The sequence below is a fragment of the Shewanella subflava genome (assembly GCF_025971955.1).
In the GTDB taxonomy this organism is placed as follows: Bacteria; Pseudomonadota; Gammaproteobacteria; order Enterobacterales; family Shewanellaceae; genus Shewanella; species Shewanella subflava.
In genome coordinates, this window is record NZ_JAPDMX010000002.1 from 29,181 (window position 1) to 46,515 (window position 17,335).

Annotated in this window: 14 protein-coding genes; 5 read left to right on the forward strand and 9 right to left on the reverse strand. The window is 41.2% G+C overall.

The annotated features are described in order from the left end of the window. Nucleotides 1-156: 156 nt before the first annotated feature. From OHT75_RS00720 to OHT75_RS00730, 3 genes are all read left to right on the forward strand, one after another. Nucleotides 157-1,224 (forward strand): DUF3083 family protein, encoded by a 1,068-nt coding sequence (locus tag OHT75_RS00720; protein WP_264724453.1) that lies wholly within the window; start codon nt 157-159, stop codon nt 1,222-1,224. A 217-nt stretch (nt 1,225-1,441) separates the two neighbouring features. Beyond that, nucleotides 1,442-4,087: a parallel beta-helix domain-containing protein gene (locus OHT75_RS00725; protein ID WP_264724454.1), complete on the forward strand. Its 2,646-nt coding sequence runs from the start codon at nt 1,442-1,444 to the stop codon at nt 4,085-4,087. Nucleotides 4,088-4,149: 62 nt separating this feature from the next. Then, the gene (locus OHT75_RS00730) at nt 4,150-5,385 is read left to right on the forward strand and encodes an SO2930 family diheme c-type cytochrome (protein WP_264724455.1); all 1,236 of its coding nucleotides are present in this window, start codon (nt 4,150-4,152) and stop codon (nt 5,383-5,385) included. Nucleotides 5,386-5,758: 373 nt separating this feature from the next. On the opposite strand, the gene OHT75_RS00735 is transcribed toward OHT75_RS00730, so the two are convergent. From OHT75_RS00735 to OHT75_RS00745, 3 genes are all read right to left on the reverse strand, one after another. Next, nucleotides 5,759-6,799, reverse strand: coding sequence for a helix-turn-helix domain-containing protein (locus OHT75_RS00735; protein WP_264724456.1), 1,041 nt, complete (start codon nt 6,797-6,799; stop codon nt 5,759-5,761). 8 nt (nt 6,800-6,807) lie between these two features. Beyond that, entirely contained in the window at nt 6,808-7,818 is a 1,011-nt protein-coding gene (gene sohB / locus OHT75_RS00740) for a protease SohB (RefSeq protein ID WP_264724457.1), read from the reverse strand. Nucleotides 7,819-7,933: 115 nt separating this feature from the next. Continuing rightward, the gene (locus tag OHT75_RS00745) at nt 7,934-10,429 is read right to left on the reverse strand and encodes a VolA/Pla-1 family phospholipase (protein WP_264724458.1); all 2,496 of its coding nucleotides are present in this window, start codon (nt 10,427-10,429) and stop codon (nt 7,934-7,936) included. Between the two features lie 257 nt (nt 10,430-10,686). Here OHT75_RS00745 and OHT75_RS00750 point away from each other — a divergent pair, with 257 nt between their 5' ends. Beyond that, nucleotides 10,687-11,424, forward strand: a complete 738-nt coding sequence (locus OHT75_RS00750; protein WP_264724459.1) for a YciK family oxidoreductase — start codon at nt 10,687-10,689, stop codon at nt 11,422-11,424. Nucleotides 11,425-11,484: 60 nt separating this feature from the next. Here the strand turns inward: OHT75_RS00750 and OHT75_RS00755 are convergent, their stop codons facing one another. From OHT75_RS00755 to pspA, 6 genes are all read right to left on the reverse strand, one after another. Further along, nucleotides 11,485-11,820, reverse strand: coding sequence for a ComEA family DNA-binding protein (locus OHT75_RS00755; protein ID WP_264724460.1), 336 nt, complete (start codon nt 11,818-11,820; stop codon nt 11,485-11,487). A gap of 138 nt (nt 11,821-11,958) precedes the next feature. Next, nucleotides 11,959-13,083, reverse strand: a complete 1,125-nt coding sequence (locus OHT75_RS00760) for a YcjF family protein (RefSeq protein ID WP_264724461.1) — start codon at nt 13,081-13,083, stop codon at nt 11,959-11,961. Nucleotides 13,084-13,098: 15 nt separating this feature from the next. Beyond that, nucleotides 13,099-14,556 carry a YcjX family GTP-binding protein gene (locus OHT75_RS00765; protein WP_264724462.1) on the reverse strand — a complete coding sequence of 486 codons (1,458 nt, stop codon included), beginning with the start codon at nt 14,554-14,556 and terminating at the stop codon, nt 13,099-13,101. 46 nt (nt 14,557-14,602) lie between these two features. Beyond that, nucleotides 14,603-14,998 (reverse strand): envelope stress response membrane protein PspC, encoded by a 396-nt coding sequence (pspC, locus tag OHT75_RS00770; RefSeq protein WP_264724463.1) that lies wholly within the window; start codon nt 14,996-14,998, stop codon nt 14,603-14,605. After that, complete coding sequence (pspB, locus tag OHT75_RS00775; RefSeq protein ID WP_188842879.1) at nt 14,985-15,224, reverse strand: envelope stress response membrane protein PspB; 240 nt, start codon at nt 15,222-15,224, stop codon at nt 14,985-14,987. The genes pspC and pspB overlap by 14 nt, the downstream gene beginning before the upstream one ends. A gap of 20 nt (nt 15,225-15,244) precedes the next feature. After that, nucleotides 15,245-15,928, reverse strand: a complete 684-nt coding sequence (gene pspA, locus OHT75_RS00780; RefSeq protein ID WP_264724464.1) for a phage shock protein PspA — start codon at nt 15,926-15,928, stop codon at nt 15,245-15,247. A 179-nt stretch (nt 15,929-16,107) separates the two neighbouring features. Here pspA and pspF point away from each other — a divergent pair, with 179 nt between their 5' ends. Next, nucleotides 16,108-17,208: a phage shock protein operon transcriptional activator gene (gene pspF, locus OHT75_RS00785; protein ID WP_264724465.1), complete on the forward strand. Its 1,101-nt coding sequence runs from the start codon at nt 16,108-16,110 to the stop codon at nt 17,206-17,208. Nucleotides 17,209-17,335: the final 127 nt, after the last annotated feature.

Consider the following 17,335-nt stretch of genomic DNA (forward strand, 5'->3'; position numbering starts at 1 on the left):
AAATTAATTCAGCATAAAATCTTAAAATAGTCATTTTATTTTAAGCTTTAAGCTTTAGAATATGCTGACAAGGATGAGTAGACACGTTTGACTACACACTAAAGATTAAAAACAGAACTCAAAACAAGACTTAATGTAAGACTAAAAGGAAAAATTATGTCCGTCAGTCGTCAAAAAAAAGTATACCTGCCTACAGCAACACGTAAAAACCAATATATCTCGGTAGGATTCCCATTAACCGATGCTTTTTTAGCTAGCTATACAGACCTCGAAAATTGCTATTATGAATTTAGCAAACTTGTCTATCAAATAGCTGAAAAACATGACTTATTCAATGTACACGTTATCGCAACAGATAAACTTCCTATGGTACGTTTCCACAGTGAAGCCTATTGTTTATCAACCGAAGAGCAACTGCGTTTTTTCTATAATCCTGCGCACCACGAAGCAAACCGCTTACACAGCATAAGTGGTTATAGAGCGAAAAAACTGAAGATTGTATTCCTAGCAACCGGTACTGAACTACGCAGTAACTCAGCGACTTTCCACGCAAATGTACAAAAGTTTATGGCTGAAATTAAGCCATTGCTGCCGATTGCTGATATCAAAATGAAGGTGCGTGATCATCAACACATTTCATATGATTTCTTCGCCAAAAATAAAGGCATTAAAGAAACCTATGGCTATAAGTTACGGGCTGTTGATAACCGCTACAAACGTCGTGAATGTAACCTACCTGAAGATGTCAGCACGCTTAATTATGTGACGGTCAGTATTCCTGTGGGTCGTCGTATCAAAAAGCAATTACTGTCTGAAAACACCACTAACTTTGGTCCTAGCTATCAAATTGTGGCCGACAAATTTATTGCCGCAACCAAAGAACGCCAACTTTTACGTATTGCCATGGTGGCGAACGGTAAAGTGCCTTTAGTACGTAACAGTAAATTTGAACGTTTAAACAGCACAGCTGAATTCCAGATGGTTGGTTTCGATCCAAATGTGGAGGCGCCCGTGCCTATTTTACATTGGGAAGATGATAAGTTAGTTGAAGCTTTACGCTTTGTTATCGTTGCTGGTAAAAATGACTCGAATGATGAAGGCTTTGGTCGGTTCATGAACCAAGTTGAAGATGCGGTTCGCAGCTTCACCAATGAATTTGATATCGACAAAGAACACATTGATGTGATTTTACGTTTTCACCAGCATTTAAGTTACAAGGCTTAAATAACAACATTTTAATCATATGGTTATATATGCGTTTCAAACGGTAGCTTAGGCTACCGTTTTTGTTTTTAAGGCTAAAAATGAATATGTTATGCAATTGTGGCCAGATTTCACATTGATTAACAATCCATAAACAAGGAATGTTGAACAGCATACGGAAAAACCGTAGTGGTTTGCTCAATCAAACCAATATAAATAATAAAAAGCAGGAGATGCTATGTTCAACAAGAAATTACCTTGGCTTATGCCTACATTAGTCGCTACAGCAGTGAGCATCGGGCTTACCGGTTGTGGTTCTGATGACGATTCAACAGTCAATATCACACCGCCAGTCGTTCAACCCCCAACTGAAACCGGCCCAACCTTCCCTGAAGGCGCAATTATGGTAGAAGCCGGTGACAACCTGAGTATCAGTATTCAAGAAGCGTTAATTAATGCCCAGTCTGGCGACGTTATCGTACTGCCTAAAGGTAACTTTAAAATTCAATCGACATTGCTATTTGATGGCGATGTCGACGGTGATGGCACTTTCGCTAAAAATGTTACCATCATGGGTTATGGTATGAACGAAACCATTTTAGACTTCTCAGAAGCTAACTCAGGCGACGGCATATTCGTTCAAAATGCGGTTAACATTATCATCCAAGATTTATCGGTCAACGAAGCTAAAAATAACGGCATCAAACTTAAAAACACCAACGGCATCATTTTGCGCCGCTTAGCCACTATTTGGGAAGGCGAGCTAGACCAAGATAATGGCGCCTATGGTTTATATCCAGTTGAATGTGAAAATATCCTCATTGAAGACACTTATGTACGCGGAAGTGCTGATGCGGGGATTTATGTCGGTCAGTCTGAATACATAGTGGTGCGTCGAAACATTGCCAAAGAAAACGTGGCAGGTATTGAAATTGAAAACTCTAAATACGCCGATGTCTATGATAACGAAGCAGTAGGTAATACTGGTGGTATTTTAGTATTTGACTTACCTATTAACAATCACAGATACGGTTCTAGCGTGCGCGTATTTAATAACAAAGTACATAGTAACAATACCCCAAACTTTGCTAATGCGTCATCTAACCCTGCTGGGGTGCATATTGTTCCGCCCGGTACTGGGGTCATTATTTTATCCACTGACAATGTTGAGGTATTCAATAATGAAATCACTAACCACGATACCCTAGGCTTAACTGTCACCAGTTTTTTCATTGCTGAACCTGATATTAGTAGCTTTGTCGGCAACTACGGGCAACCTGGACAAGCCATTAGTGATGGTTGGCGTCCAACCCCGCGTAATATTCACATCCATGATAACGTCATTAGTGACTACGGCACAAAACCAAAGGGTTATCTGATTGATGATATTATCAAAGCCTATGTCCTCACCCATGGTAAATTACCTGGCATTTTGTATGATGGATTAGGGGAAGCGCTATCAAACAATGGCACCGCCGCTTACCTTGGCTTACAAGAACTACCCTTTGCAACAGATGGCAGTGATAATGTCTGCGTGAATAACAATGGCGATGTCAGTGTCGGCAGATTATTTGCAAACTCCAACAGTGACATGAATATTCCCGATACACTGTACCAAGCACCGCAAACAGATTTATTAGCCTGTTCGCAGGTAAGTTTACCGGTGCATACTGTTACCTTTGGTGATGAGATCTTTGGTTGTGGTGTAGATGATGATACTGCAGGTTGTGATGGCGGCACCTTAGTTGGTGGTGGCGGTACAATTGGCGAAGGTGAAGGTGGTTTAGTCGGCGATGGCGATTTAAGCCTTTGTGAAGCTCAGGGAAGTAACGTTAATTGGGATGCACTACTCAAAGCCAACTGCCCTAACTTATCAGACTACAACTTGTTTGCTGATATGAAAAACCCCACAACGGCACCAAACTCTGGTGGCTTGCCTTATGACTTAAATACCCCGTTATTTACTGATCATGCCACTAAATACCGCTTTGTGTATGTGCCAGAAGGAACCAAAGCAGATTATAGCGAAAATGAGTCATTCAACTTCCCTGTAGGGACAGTGATCAGCAAAACCTTCGCATTGCCTCAAAACACCAATAATCGAGGTTTTGAAAATGAAGATTTAGTCGAAACGCGATTATTAATTCATCGTGCTACGGGCTGGAGCGCACTACCTTATGTTTGGAAAGCTGATAAGTCTGATGCTGTGATAGCTAAAGCAGGGGCTATTCAAGGTAAGAAGATCACCCACAAAGGAGAAGATTTAAACTTTGATTATGTTGTGCCGAGTATGAACCAGTGTAAACAATGTCATCAGTTTAAAGCTGATGCTGACAGCAACGCGGTGTTTGTACCTATCGGCCCTAAAGCACGCCATTTAAATCGTGATTATGCCTACGCTGATAGCACAATGAATCAGTTATCAAAATGGCAAGCTGCTGGTATTTTACAAGGTGTGCCTGACTTAGCTCAGGTTGATAGTGTGCCTGAATACCAAGACGGTGATGAAACCAGTATTACCAGCATGACAGATACACAATTAATGCAAACAGCTAAAGGCTATTTGGATATTAACTGTGCCCACTGTCATCGCCCTGAAGGTAATGCGTCAAACACAGGCTTAAAGCTTGAATACTGGCGTGCCTATGCTGAAGATGCAGGATTCTCGCACGGTACTTGTAAATCACCTGTTGCATATGGTGGTGGTAACTTAGGCTTTGATGTGGTGCCTGGTAAGCCAGCGGAATCGATCCTTCACTTCCGTATGGAAAGTAACAATCCCGGTGATCGTATGCCAGAGATTGGTCGAAGCTTATCCCATGAAGAAGGTGTTGCGTTGATCAGCGAGTGGATTAAACGCTTACCTGCAGCGAGTTGTTCTTAAACGAGACATAATGTGACTGACACAAAGCCGGGGAAACCCGGCTTTGTTATGTGGAGGATCATATGATGAACCCAAAATACCATACCAACCTACCCAATACCTTTTTACAAACCACTCGTTCGCTTTCGATGGTTGCGCTACTTTCTTTAACTTGTTTTAGTGGTTGTGGTGGAAGCAGTGATACCACTGCGCCTCCTGTTTCGGTCACACCACCTGTAGTTTCACCTCCTACGATAACGCCCCCGAGTGAAGAAGATGTCTGTAAAAACCAAACTTCTGAGGTAAACTGGCAAGCATTAATGAATAAGGATTGTGTTGACTTAGCTGATTACAGTCTGTTTATTGATCCTAGCGTGCCCACAGACTCACCGAGAACACCGGGGCATTTATATCAGTTATCTACTGAGCTTTTTTCTAACTATGCCAGTAAATACCGCTTTTTGTTTATTCCACCTGGACTTTCATTTAATTACCAAGCCAATGAGCGAATGACACCGCCAGTCGGTTCGGTATTAGTGAAAACCTTTGCCCTCCCCTATGACACAAGTTTAAGTGGCAGCGAGAATGAAATATTGATAGAAACTCGATTGCTGATCCACAGAGAAACGGGCTGGACAGCACTGACATATCAGTGGAATAACCAACAAGCCACCTTATTAGTTGCGGGTGCAAATATTAAACACCAAATGAATAACCAAGGTGAAGTGATTCAATTTGACTACCACATACCCAGCAAAGCTGAATGCAAAATATGCCATCAAGTGGTATCAGGCCAAACCAGTCAAATTATGCCTATTGGCTTAAAAGCACATACCTTGAATAGAAATATTACGCTAGCTAACGGCCAAGAGGTTAATCAACTGCAACTATTTGAAGATAAAGGATGGCTGCAACAGTTAAGCTTATCTAACGCACCACAATCGTTTGCCATAAATGATAATACAAAAAGTTTAACTGCACGGGCAAAAGGCTATTTAGACATTAACTGCGCCCATTGTCACAACCCACAAGGGTTTGCCAGTATTTCAGGGCTAAGATTAAGCTTTGATATCGACCACACCACATTTGAATATGGCATTTGCAAGCAACCTCCAGGTTGGGATGGTGGGCCTAATGGCCTAGCTTACGACATAGTGCCTGGCAATGCTGAACGTTCGATAATCCATGAAAGGCAGGTATTATCTTCGCCAAAAGACAGAATGCCACCTATTGGCCGCGAGGTTATTCATGAGGAAGGCGTTGCCTTGATAAAACGATGGATTGACTCATTACCTCCAAGCTTAGGAAACTGCCAATAATCATTCACCATGAAAGCAAATCTTAATCAACCTGACTGTAATGTTCAACAATGGGTCGACAGCCGCTAATGCAGTTTGAATGCACGATGGCGACAGTTAAGTTTGCTTTCATTTACACTTAATTAAATAACCTCAGCTCGGGATAATAAATGCTTATCAAACAGACCTTTGTATTGCTAACGGCGTTCCATTAACGTGCAATAGACCCGCTATTGACGTGTTAATGCGCCTTGTTTTCAAAAAAAAGAACAAGTTTGCTACAAAATAAGCTAAATCTGTTGAATTGTGCTTATTGAGCCCATCACTTAACCCGAGTTGAGGTTAAAGAGATAAATTTGACGTTAAGTCACTTTGGTTCAAAGGTAAACACGCCCTAAGCCTTTTGGGGTGAGTTTTGCCGCAAAAAATACCCAGGGGGATAACCTAACCAATGTTTAAAGCTTTGCCTGAAGTGGCTAACATCGCTGTAGCCCATAACGTCAGCAATATCCTCAACATGCATGTTATCTGACAAAATCATTTTTATGGCTAACTGGCATCGCACTTGATCAATTAACTTCTGATAACTACTGCCTGCTGAAGCAAGCTTGCGACGAAGACTTCGATCACTCATGTGCATCATTTCGGCCATTTCTAATAAAGTAGGCACTTCAGGCATGGCATGACGTAATTGTTGTAAAACGGCTTCAATCAAAGAGGGAGTATGCGTGCGCTGATTGGCGGTATTTTGCAGTGGAAATTCATAGGTTATGGGCAAGGCTAACCAGTCTATTTCAATACTCCATTCAAAATAGGCTTGTTGGTAAGACACTTTCGCACCTGTAAATTCAGCTAAAAATGAAGGTTCGACATTATCGTTTTTTTGCTGAGATTCACCTAAATGTATATCACTTACCACAATGTGCTTGCCCGCTAATTGCCTTGCTAAACCAATTAATGAACAAATGCTATGCTGAAACTGAAACGAATACTTTTCAAGGTTTGACTTGCCCGTATTTAACCAACGAACCCATAATTTATTGCCATCAACACGCACAAGACTGTCAGTAAAGCTACCAACTAATTCTGGATTTTTTACAACAAACTGGAGACATTCTCCCAATGAATTAAATTGTGCTAAATAAGGTATTAATACATCTAGGCTTTCAACTTGATAACTGGCGCCTAACTTAGCTCCCATATCATGAGCGCTATGAATCCGCAGTGACTCTAAGGCAAAGTCGACCTGCCATACGTAAACAAACTGACTGGCGGCTAACTCAACCATACCGACACCAATCTGTTGGCAAATTGTTTGTACCAATTGCTCACCCAGCTCTTGCTGAATGAACACTAACAAATTACGTAATTCAAAGGCCGGATAACATTGATCACCGACCATGAGATTTGGATTATAACCACCTTGCTTAAGCATAATGAACCTTAAAGCACCCGATTAAACTCTGCCAATTTATTCACCACACTAGACACTGACAGTGATGCACCGTGAGCGATTTTATCTGCCAGTTTTTTCTTCATTTGATATTTTAGTTTAAACACTTGATGTTCTTTAGCTAATGAAAGTACCACATCGTCACTGGTGGCAATTTCATCAACTAAACCTAAACCTAACGCTTGCTTACCATACCAATGCTCACCAGTTGCCACTTTTTCCAAATCAAGCTCAGGACGATAATGACTCACAAACTGTTTAAAAAGCACATGGGTTTCTTCTAGCTCTTGTTGAAACTTTTCACGTCCCTCATCGGTATTTTCACCAAACACAGTTAAGGTGCGCTTGAAATTACCTGCGGTGTGCTGCTCATAATCAATTTCATGCTTTTTCAGTAATCGGCTAAAGTTAGGCAGTTGTGCAACAACACCAATTGATCCAACAATGGCAAAGGGCGCTGCAACTATTTTATTCGCCACACAAGCCATCATATATCCACCACTGGCAGCCACTTTGTCAATACATACGGTAAAAGGAATTTCAGCTTGGCGTAAGCGATCTAATTGACTTGCAGCAAGACCATAGCCGTGTACCATACCGCCGCCACTTTCTACATTGACCAACACTTGATCGCCTTTTTCAGCAATCGTTAAAATAGCGGTAATTTCTTCACGTAAAGAGGACACCTCACCTGCATCAATACTGCCTTTAAAATCGATGACATAAACTTTACTGGGTGATTTGTCTTCTTTCTCTGCGATTTTTTCTGCAGCTTTCAGTTCTTTTTCATAAGCTTTTAGCTGTTTTTTAGACAATACTTCATGCTTTAAATCATGCTTTAATTGCTTTAATTCATCACTTAAATCAGTAAGCTTAAGCTCGCCTTTATCTGCTTTATTTTTCATACCACTGGCAACAACGACAATCACCACCGCCACAATCGCAATAACAATAGTGACCGCTTTAGCGAGAAACATGCCGTATTCAATTAAAAAGTCCAAAATTCACTCCACGAAAAAATAATAACCTAGTTTACCAATATCCATTGATAAACAAACAATAAAAAACCCAGCTTATGCTGGGTTTTTAAACAATCAAAACATAAAATTGTTATGATTAATTACAAGTTTGGATCACTTCACTATCGGATACAACAACTGTCGCACTACCTAATGCCGCAGTACGCGCAAACATGGCCACTTGAGATTGCATTTCTGCAGTCGCTTGTGCAGCCATACCATCGGTTGCAGGTGTTTCACTCGGACTAACAATCGAACTGTGATGTCCTTTAGAGAATCTTACTGCACCAGAGCCTGCTGCAGTTGAATCAACACATCCCAGTTTGAGAGAGGCAATTAACGGTTCAGTACCTGATAATGGGAAACCTTCCACCGAATTAGGTAAAGTTTGGTCTGGTAGGTTACCCGCACCATCTCCAACCACTTCAATTAAATGAACCGGTAACCCCGTTGCAGCTAATTTTGCACCATGGTTCACAGGATCTGCACTATCAACCGCAGTTTGCACTGCAAAGGCAAAGGTAGGTAAAAACTCAGCATAAACCGCTTGTACCAAGGCGTCGTATTCAGGAGTTTCAGGCTCATACCCTGGAGTATTTGCTTTATCTACCAAGGCCAAGAAAGTATCTGATTTCGTTATGTTATCAAACAATACTGGACCAAAAGCCGCAGAGCCAGCAAAGGCACCCGCTAAACCACCCGCTGGAGCCACTAACGATGAAGCTGTTAAGCCATAAGCATTAGGTAATTGTGTTCCAGAAGCTGGGTCAACTAAACCTGAACTGGCATAGGTAGAGAACGTTGTGCCAACAATACCGCCTAAGCTTAACCCCTGAGCACTGATTTTACTGATATCAAATACTTGCTGACCGCCCGCTTGAGCGATTTGGGTGTACATCCCCGTTAATAACAAACGCAGTGCTAAATGGTCCATTGTTGCCTGGCGGAAGTTATCACGCACCGACAATGTGCTAGCAATATTGACAAATGCGAGTGGATTACCATTTTTAAACTTATTGGTATCACCGATGACCGCACCATAGGCAGGATCGGTCGCGGAAACAAGATATGCTCCTGTACCATCGTTGCCAAATGAACGTGCGCCGTGCAATGGCATATCAATCGCAATTGTTGCAATCCCCATTGCCGCATACGAGCCTGCATAGGCTAATGCCATTTCTTTACCGCCACCTAGACCATGCAAAGCAATGTTGGTTGGCCAACCGTTTGTTGGTGGAATAAATGTCAGCCCTTGAGACGCTTGAAATGCTGCCACTTTTTGTGCATTAGGCATGGCAATCAATACAGGTACTGTCTCATAACTCATGATTTTGGGGATTGGATTAAACTTAGTCAAATGCTTAGTTGGATCAGCACTTGTGCCATCATCTAACATCCAAGGATAACCAGCGAGTAATGCTGGATTAGCCAGCGCAGCATTGGGGTCTATTCCAAAGCCAATCGCTTGTTGCGCAAAATTTGCCTGACTTAGCTTGCCCGATTGAACAGCTAATAAAACCGATACAGGGCTATCACCTTGTGCAAACCAACGACCATTGATTAAAGGTTTTAACTCTGGGCTTAAACATCCATTAGATGAGCAGCTACCGTACATTGGGACTTTAATGGCTGCGGTATAGACATCTGCTAAACTCGATACCACGTATGCTGCGCCATCATCTTCAGTTAAACCTGCTGCTTGGGCGACTGTAAGAATGCCACCGGCTCCATTGGGTACTGGCGTTGGCGTTTGTACAAATGAAGGTTTATAGTCTTTATGACCAGCCATCAGCAGCTTGGTTGTTTCGTACACATCTTTCACAGACTGAGTCGTAAACAAGCCTGAGAAGCTCACTGATGCAGGGTCAACACCGTGTTCTGCCGCCATGCCTTTTTCATAGCTATTGACTAATCCTTGTAGCTGTAACTGCGAAGGTGTTTCTAAAGGATTAACATCAATGTCTAATTTTAACAAACCATAAGTGGTTGATGGTGCAATACCGCGACCCAATGAGTCCTGAATAAGATCCGTTGTTGCATAAAGATAGGATTGACCAGCTTTGAGAGGTTTAAGTGGTACAATAGCCACTTTGTTTCCAGAGGCTTTAGAGACAAAGTCAACACCGAAGGTTAACTCATCACCCACTTTACAGGCGGATACAGAAGCAGCGGCTTTACACTCTGGATCACTTGATAACGCACCACCAACAGTGGCCTCAAATACTCTTACTGCGCCAGGCTGAAACACGGATGCAGCATCAAGTGTTAGCATAGTACCGTCGGTATCCTTGGCTAACTCTACTGTAATAGTGATAGGCGAAGTGGTTGACCAACCATCCAGTGCCCCCAAGGCTAATTGAGGGTTAACGTAGTCAATACCATCCTCACCTGGAATATTTAACGTGCCATCGGTGGTACCACTGAATAGTAAATCGTTTGGTAATGGAAGTTTGCCATTGGCAGGATCAAACTGCATATGAGACACAGGCACTAAAGGCGTGGCACTTTCTTTAGCTTCATTAAAGCTTTCTTCCGAACAACCTGTTAGCCCTAGAGCAGATGCAATAGCAACACCCAAAATGAGTCTTTTCATCTTTTTTCCCCAAATCTTGTTGTAATAATTTTGTTTTCCCCAAAAATTGGTCACAATAGTCCAATCATGACCATAAGGACTTATTTTAGCCCTTAGCTAGTTTCAAGTTAACGTAAAATTATAGAGTTAGCTACAAGTTTATTACACCCTGTTGACTGTTTAGCATACAAATATCAGTCATTTGTTTAAAACAGTTGTTTACCTTTTGTTCGATTGTAGATTTGACGGGCAGTTGTGTCCCAAGGAATTATTGAATCATGTTGGAATATCAAGCTAGAAAAGATTTGCTTAATAATAAAACAATATTAGTCACTGGCGCAGGTGATGGCATTGGTCGCGCTGCGGCGTTAGCCTACGCGCAGCATGGTGCAACGGTTATTTTGTTGGGAAAAACCGTCAAAAAACTTGAAAAAGTCTATGACGAAATCGTGGCTTTAGGTGCACCCAAGCCTGCTATTGTGCCATTAGATTTAAAGGGGGCGACAGAACAAAACTATGTCGATATGGCTGAAACCATTGCTGAACAATTTGGGCAACTGGATGGTTTATTACATAATGCGTCTCAATTAGGAGCCCTTGGCCCTTTTGAGCACATTGATTTAGCTTCTCTTGAAGAAATCATGAAAGTGAATGTCACAGCCCAAGCCATTTTAACAAAAGCCTTGTTACCAGTGATGCGCAAGGCAGCTAATGCTTCTATCATCTTCACCTCTAGCGGTGTGGGCAGAAAAGGTCGTGCTTATTGGGGACCTTATGCATTTTCTAAATTTGCCACAGAGGGCATGATGCAAGTGCTTGCGGATGAATGTGATAACACCCATGTTCGTGTAAACAGCATCAACCCAGGTGCAACACAAACCGAAATGCGAGCTAAAGCATATCCAGCTGAAGATCCTACGTCATTAAAATCACCCACAGACATTATGCCAACCTATTTATTTTTAATGGGTGATGATTCTATCAATACCAATGGACAAGCCTTAAACGCGCAGTAACTAAAAGCAATTTAACCAAAAAAGGAAGCTCAGGCTTCCTTTTTTTAGAAATATTCGAGGTTAAATGACCAATCTACCTGCATTTTGCGCTAATAACTTTTCACCAATACCACTGACTTCCATCAGCTGTTTTACATCTTTAAATTTACCATTTTTATTACGGTATTCGATGATAGACTTCGCTTTTGCTTCACCTATGCCATTTAATGACTGTAGTTCTGCTAAATCGGCTTTATTAATGTTCACTTTTGATGTGACACTAGATTTAGCTTCAACTACTTTTTCATTCACTTGTTTTTTTGCAGGCGTTTCTTGAGCGGCATATAAGTTGATATGCGCAAATGATAATAACCCTATCGCCATCACAGCCAACATACTTAAAGGTGATAATTTCATCTTAATTCTCCTATGTCCTAAATCAGAGCCAATTGCCGACTTCCCTATTCCGTAGCGAGGCTCAATAATCTATCTCATCATTGAGATAGGTATTAAGATTAGACTTTGATTAAAAAAACCACAAAAAAATCACCTAATTTACCGTACTTTTTGCTGCTCCTCTGTCGATTTTAACACTTTAGACTTATTCATAGCTTCTGCGGTTAATCCTTTTATCTCAGATAATAAGTGTTGATGGATCTTACTCAACTTAGGTTTATTCTTTTGATTAAACTTGATTGGCCGACATAACGCCATGGCTTGGTAACCTAATCTAGCAGTCAGTAATCCTCCACCCAAACCTTGTGCGACTCTGGCAGATAACTTGCCTGTCATTTCAACTGATAGTAATTGAGTGCCTAAATCAGTGGCTACCTCGGCAGTACCAGCATAAATAATATTAACAATAATAGAACGAATGAGTTTTATGCGACTCCAGTAGCCAAGTTCAATACCGTAAACATTGGCAATTTTTGAAATCATGGCTTGATTTCGCCATAAAATAAGGGCCATATCTAAAGCGGCTAATGGACTAGCGGCTAGCAGCAAAGCGGATTCAGCGGCAAATCGACTAACATATTTTTTTGCGATTTCATCTCGTTCAGATAATACAATGTCATCAAATAACATGACTTTTTCAGCATCGTTATGCTCTGCACTGACTTGCGACAAATAGGCTCGCTTAGCCTGATTATCCGGATAATTGACAAGCAATGCTCGAATGTAGGGATCTGCTTCACCTATCTGCATACTGTCAGCTAATCGGCTGGCAGTATCTTGGTCGACATTGACCTGTTTGAGAACCGCAAGTTTTCGCCACTCTTTAATCACAATAACACTCAACCAAGTGGTTAATACTCCCAGTACAAGCGCATAAAAACTAAATAAGTATGGGCTTTGTTCAAAGGCACTCAATAACCCCGTTATCGTCTGAACGATAATCAATAGCCCAACAGACATAAAAGATAACTTTGCCAACAAAGACCATCTTTTGGGGCGCTTTGATTCCTTCAACACCTCGTCCAGAACACTTTCTGGCATCAATGATTCAAAATCATCAGCGGATTTGGCTGTAGCTGATGCAAACTCCTCAATAAAGTCAGCCTCATTGAAGGATTGCATGGGTTTTAAAGGCTGTTGCATTCTGGATACGTCATCAACCGTTTTATCATTAGCGCATTGTTCCGAAAACACTTTAGCCGGCTTTATATGATTATTCTGCATAATATGACTCAATGATTAAGCGAGCTTATCGCCCAACAAAAACTCTAGTAAATGATCTAAACGAATATGTGGATAAAGACGCTGTTGGGGATCGACATTGGCATCGGGCAGCAAGGCTAAAGACGGCGGCGAAAATGCACAAAAACCAAAGCCTTGTTGCTGCCAAAAATCTGCCTGTGGTAAATGACTTGGCACATCGCCAGGATAAATTGTGACTAGCTTGCCGGTTTTATCGCATCCTTTGATGACTTCTTGCTGACCGTTTGGCGAATGAATCATACCGTGTTGGGTCGCTTTAATTGCACTTATCGCCATCGTTTCCACTTCACAACCTTCAAAGCGAGCAAAGTGCTGGCTCTGCTGTAACATTTCAGTTAATAAACTTAATATGTGGCTCTGCTGACTTCGAGTGACTCGGTCTACCTGACTTGCTGCAAATAGCACCTTATCAATTTTCGGTGAAAAAAGGCGGTTAAGCAGACTGGATTGACCAAATTGAAAGCTTTCCATTATGCTGTTTAGCGCTTGCCCCATGTCATTAAACTGTGCTTGCCCGTGATTAAGTCCATTTAAGCAATCCACTAACACGACTTGACGATCGAACTTTGCAAAGTGCTCTTTATAAAAAGGTTTTACCACTTTAGCGACATATTCTTGATAACGCGACTTTAGCACCTGGTAATAGCTGCTTGCTTCACTATTATTGAATTGCGCATGTTGTAGCGGTGATAAGCTCAATAACGGGAAAAAAGTCAATAATGGCGTATGCTCAAACTCACCAGGCAATAACATTCTTCCTGGCTGTGCAAAATAGAACCCATGCTTATGTACCATTTCATGAAGTAAATTTTGATAAGTATCGGCAATCTTTTTAAGTACTTGTTCATCGGCCGCTGCAGATAAATCAATCCCCGTAATAAGATCGCTAAAAACACCATACAATGTACTACTTTGTAGGCGTGTCACGGCATCTTGTTGACTCAAACACCACGCGGCAAAATCCTGCTTAAGCATAGGAAGATCTAATAACCACTCGCCAGGATAATCTACAATATCAACGTATAGAGTGGCTGAATCGGTTAACTTAGCTAATACACCTTGCTCTGGACGATACTTAATAGCCAGTCTAAGTTCAGTGATGTTTCGTGTCGAAGGCGGCCAAACTGAAGGTTGCCCACCCAAAGCTTGCATGGCACTTTGATAATCAAAACGGGCGATATTTAGATCAGGTTGTAAAGTACGTTTCACCCCCAATAAACGACCTTCTCTGGCCACTTGCCACAAAGGCAGGGGATTCTTATCGAAGTTGAGTCCTGCGTGTAGTAACTGATTCACCAGTCCAGTGATAAAAGCGGTTTTACCTGCGCCAGACAAACCTGTTACCGCCAAACGCACATGTCTATCAGTACTGCGATGAACCAGTGATTGAGCAGATTGAGCGATTTTATTGAACGATCGTTCCAGTAGACTCATGGTAAGTTCCAAATAAAACAAGGGCGGATAACCGCCCTAGATTTGATTACAGATTATTGATTTGGCGTTTCAAATCAAATGTATCTGAAGTGACATGTTTTTCCAATTTTTGTAATCTCGACTCTAACGATGCAAACTGACGGTTTACATCAAATAGGGCCTGTTTTGCGGGCTCGCCAGCCTGCCAAACTTTCTTTTTAACTTCAATATCTTTGTGCGCATCTAAATGTGACTGGCTCCGTGGTTTAACATCTAAAATCATCCACATCGCAATGTAAATAACCACAATAAAACCGCTGCCACCAAGTAATAAAATTGATGCGGCAACCACTCTAACTAACCAAACTTCAAAATTAAAATACTCTGCGATACCCGCACACACACCAGCGATTTTTCCTGCTTGCGGATTTCGATATAAGGTACGTCCGTTAGACTCGCTCATGTTTCGTCCTCCACTCTGGAGATTCTGCATCAAGGATAGCTTCTAAAGTATGAATACGACCATTCATTTTATCCGCCTTCGCAATTAAATCATTTAGCTGATTAAATTCTTCATCAGTGAGCCCCTGGCTCACTTGTCGCTTACTGCGATAATGAAGCACCAACCAGATAGGAGCCACAACAATCATAAAAATGATAATTGGTGCAATAAGAAGATCCATATCCATAACTCACCTCTGAAAAATTATTACGCTTTTGATTTAGGTTGATTTTTTGCTTTTACTTTTGCCTTTAATGCTGCCAGCTCATCATTAACAGAATCTTCAGCTGCAAGCGCCGCAAACTCATCGTCTAACGTTGACTTTTTACCTAAATCATAAGCATCAACCTGTGCTTCAAGTCCTTCTACACGACGCTCGTATTGCTCGAACTTCATCATAGCATCATCAATTTTACTTGAATCAAGCTGCTTTTTTACTTCTAAACGCGAAGTGGCAGTTTGCTTACGCATGATGATCGTCTTTTGACGAGCTCGAGCATCAGTTAGCTTTTCTTGTAGTTGGCTAACTTCATCTTTTAAACGAGCAATATGCTCTTCGACAACTTTCAATTCAGCTTCAAGTGTAGCCAACAAAGTCGCTGTTTTTTGCTTTTCAACTAAAGCCGCTTTAGCTAAATCTTCACGGTCTTTTGAAATAGCTAATTCTGCTTTTTGTTCCCAATCTTGAACCTGCTCTTGCACTCGGCCAATACGGCGTAGCAGTTCTTTTTTCTCTGCGAGTACTTTAGCTGAAGTAGAACGAACCTCAACCACTGTATCTTCCATTTCTTGTATAATCAGACGAACCATTTTTTCTGGATCTTCTGCTTTATCAAGGATTGCGCTGATGTTTGAATTAACGATATCAGCAAAACGAGAGAAAATTCCCATAATATGTACCTCAGTTTTCTGTGTGGATGACACAACCATTAATACACTATACGTGCCAACATTTACAATCCGATATTTATCAATACCTTATATAAAAAATCATGTTTTTCTTTCTTTTATCTACTGAGCCACTTATTATTATTTTCACCAATAATTAGCGTAAAAGACTAACAAATACTGTGAATAAGCAATTTCAACAAGATAACCTGATCGGGCAATCCAATGCACTGCTTGAAGTATTAGAGCATGTCTCGAAAATAGCGACTTTGTCAAAGCCTGTGCTCATTATTGGTGAACGTGGTACAGGTAAAGAACTCATAGCAGAACGTTTACATTACCTATCAGGTAGATGGGATCAGAATTTTATTAAACTAAATTGCTCATCATTAAGTGAGAACCTACTTGAATCAGAACTGTTTGGTCATGAATCTGGCGCATTTACAGGTGCAAAAGGCAAACATGAAGGCCGTTTTGAGCGGGCGAATGGCGGTACATTATTTTTAGATGAATTAGCAAACACCTCTGGCCTTATCCAAGAAAAACTTTTACGCGTTATCGAATATGGCGAATTTGAACGCGTAGGTGGCAGTAAAACAGTACAGACTGACGTGCGTTTGATTTGTGCAGCCAATGAAGACTTGCCATCACTGGCAGATTTAGGCGAGTTTCGAGCAGATTTACTCGACAGACTTGCATTTGATGTGATCACTTTACCACCGCTTCGCTGCCGCACAGAAGATATTATGGATTTAGCCGAATACTTCGCTATCAGTATGGCAAGGCAACTTAAATTGGAATATTTCGGTGGATTTAGTCCATTAGCCGAAGAGCAGCTTATGAGTCATACATGGCCTGGCAATATTCGTGAGCTGAAAAACGTGGTTGAACGCAGTGTTTATCGAGAAGGAAGTGAAGGACAGCAAATTGACCACATTATATTAGACCCATTTGCTTCCCCTTATCGCCCCCAAACGCGAGTAAAAACCAAAGAGCGCCAACATATTGCTGTTACATCAGCACCGCTGATGGATGCAGCAAAAGAGCATAATTCTGACGCTACCCCCACTAATGTAGCAGATTTGCCTAACACAACAATTTCTGAGACGACAAACAAAATCATTTTCCCTTTGGATTTTAAAGAGCATACCGAAAAGCATGAAATTGAATTGCTGCAATTAGCCTTGGCTGAAAGTCAGTTTAATCAAAAGAAAACCGCAGAAATACTCGGCTTAAGTTATCACCAATTACGTGGCATCTTAAAAAAATACAATTTACTTTAATAGTAAATCTCCGCATCGTCCTTTAATCATTCCTCCCCCCTTTAAAGGACGATGATAAAAAGTCACAAAAAACAATTTAATAACTTGTTTGCTACCAAGATATTTACACTGCTAAAATGACCATTCA

Excerpts from the sequence above, each read along its gene's own strand:
- OHT75_RS00735 (WP_264724456.1), bottom strand. The coding sequence starts at position 6,799 with ATGCTTAAGCAAGGTGGTTATAATCCAAATCTCATGGTCGGTGATCAA.
- OHT75_RS00720 (WP_264724453.1), top strand. The coding sequence starts at position 157 with ATGTCCGTCAGTCGTCAAAAAAAAGTATACCTGCCTACAGCAACACGT.
- pspC (WP_264724463.1), bottom strand. The coding sequence starts at position 14,998 with ATGAGCGAGTCTAACGGACGTACCTTATATCGAAATCCGCAAGCAGGA.
- pspB (WP_188842879.1), bottom strand. The coding sequence starts at position 15,224 with ATGGATATGGATCTTCTTATTGCACCAATTATCATTTTTATGATTGTT.
- OHT75_RS00725 (WP_264724454.1), top strand. The coding sequence starts at position 1,442 with ATGTTCAACAAGAAATTACCTTGGCTTATGCCTACATTAGTCGCTACA.
- OHT75_RS00760 (WP_264724461.1), bottom strand. The coding sequence starts at position 13,083 with ATGCAGAATAATCATATAAAGCCGGCTAAAGTGTTTTCGGAACAATGC.
- OHT75_RS00730 (WP_264724455.1), top strand. The coding sequence starts at position 4,150 with ATGATGAACCCAAAATACCATACCAACCTACCCAATACCTTTTTACAA.
- OHT75_RS00755 (WP_264724460.1), bottom strand. The coding sequence starts at position 11,820 with ATGAAATTATCACCTTTAAGTATGTTGGCTGTGATGGCGATAGGGTTA.
- OHT75_RS00745 (WP_264724458.1), bottom strand. The coding sequence starts at position 10,429 with ATGAAAAGACTCATTTTGGGTGTTGCTATTGCATCTGCTCTAGGGCTA.
- pspA (WP_264724464.1), bottom strand. The coding sequence starts at position 15,928 with ATGGGAATTTTCTCTCGTTTTGCTGATATCGTTAATTCAAACATCAGC.
- OHT75_RS00750 (WP_264724459.1), top strand. The coding sequence starts at position 10,687 with ATGTTGGAATATCAAGCTAGAAAAGATTTGCTTAATAATAAAACAATA.
- OHT75_RS00765 (WP_264724462.1), bottom strand. The coding sequence starts at position 14,556 with ATGAGTCTACTGGAACGATCGTTCAATAAAATCGCTCAATCTGCTCAA.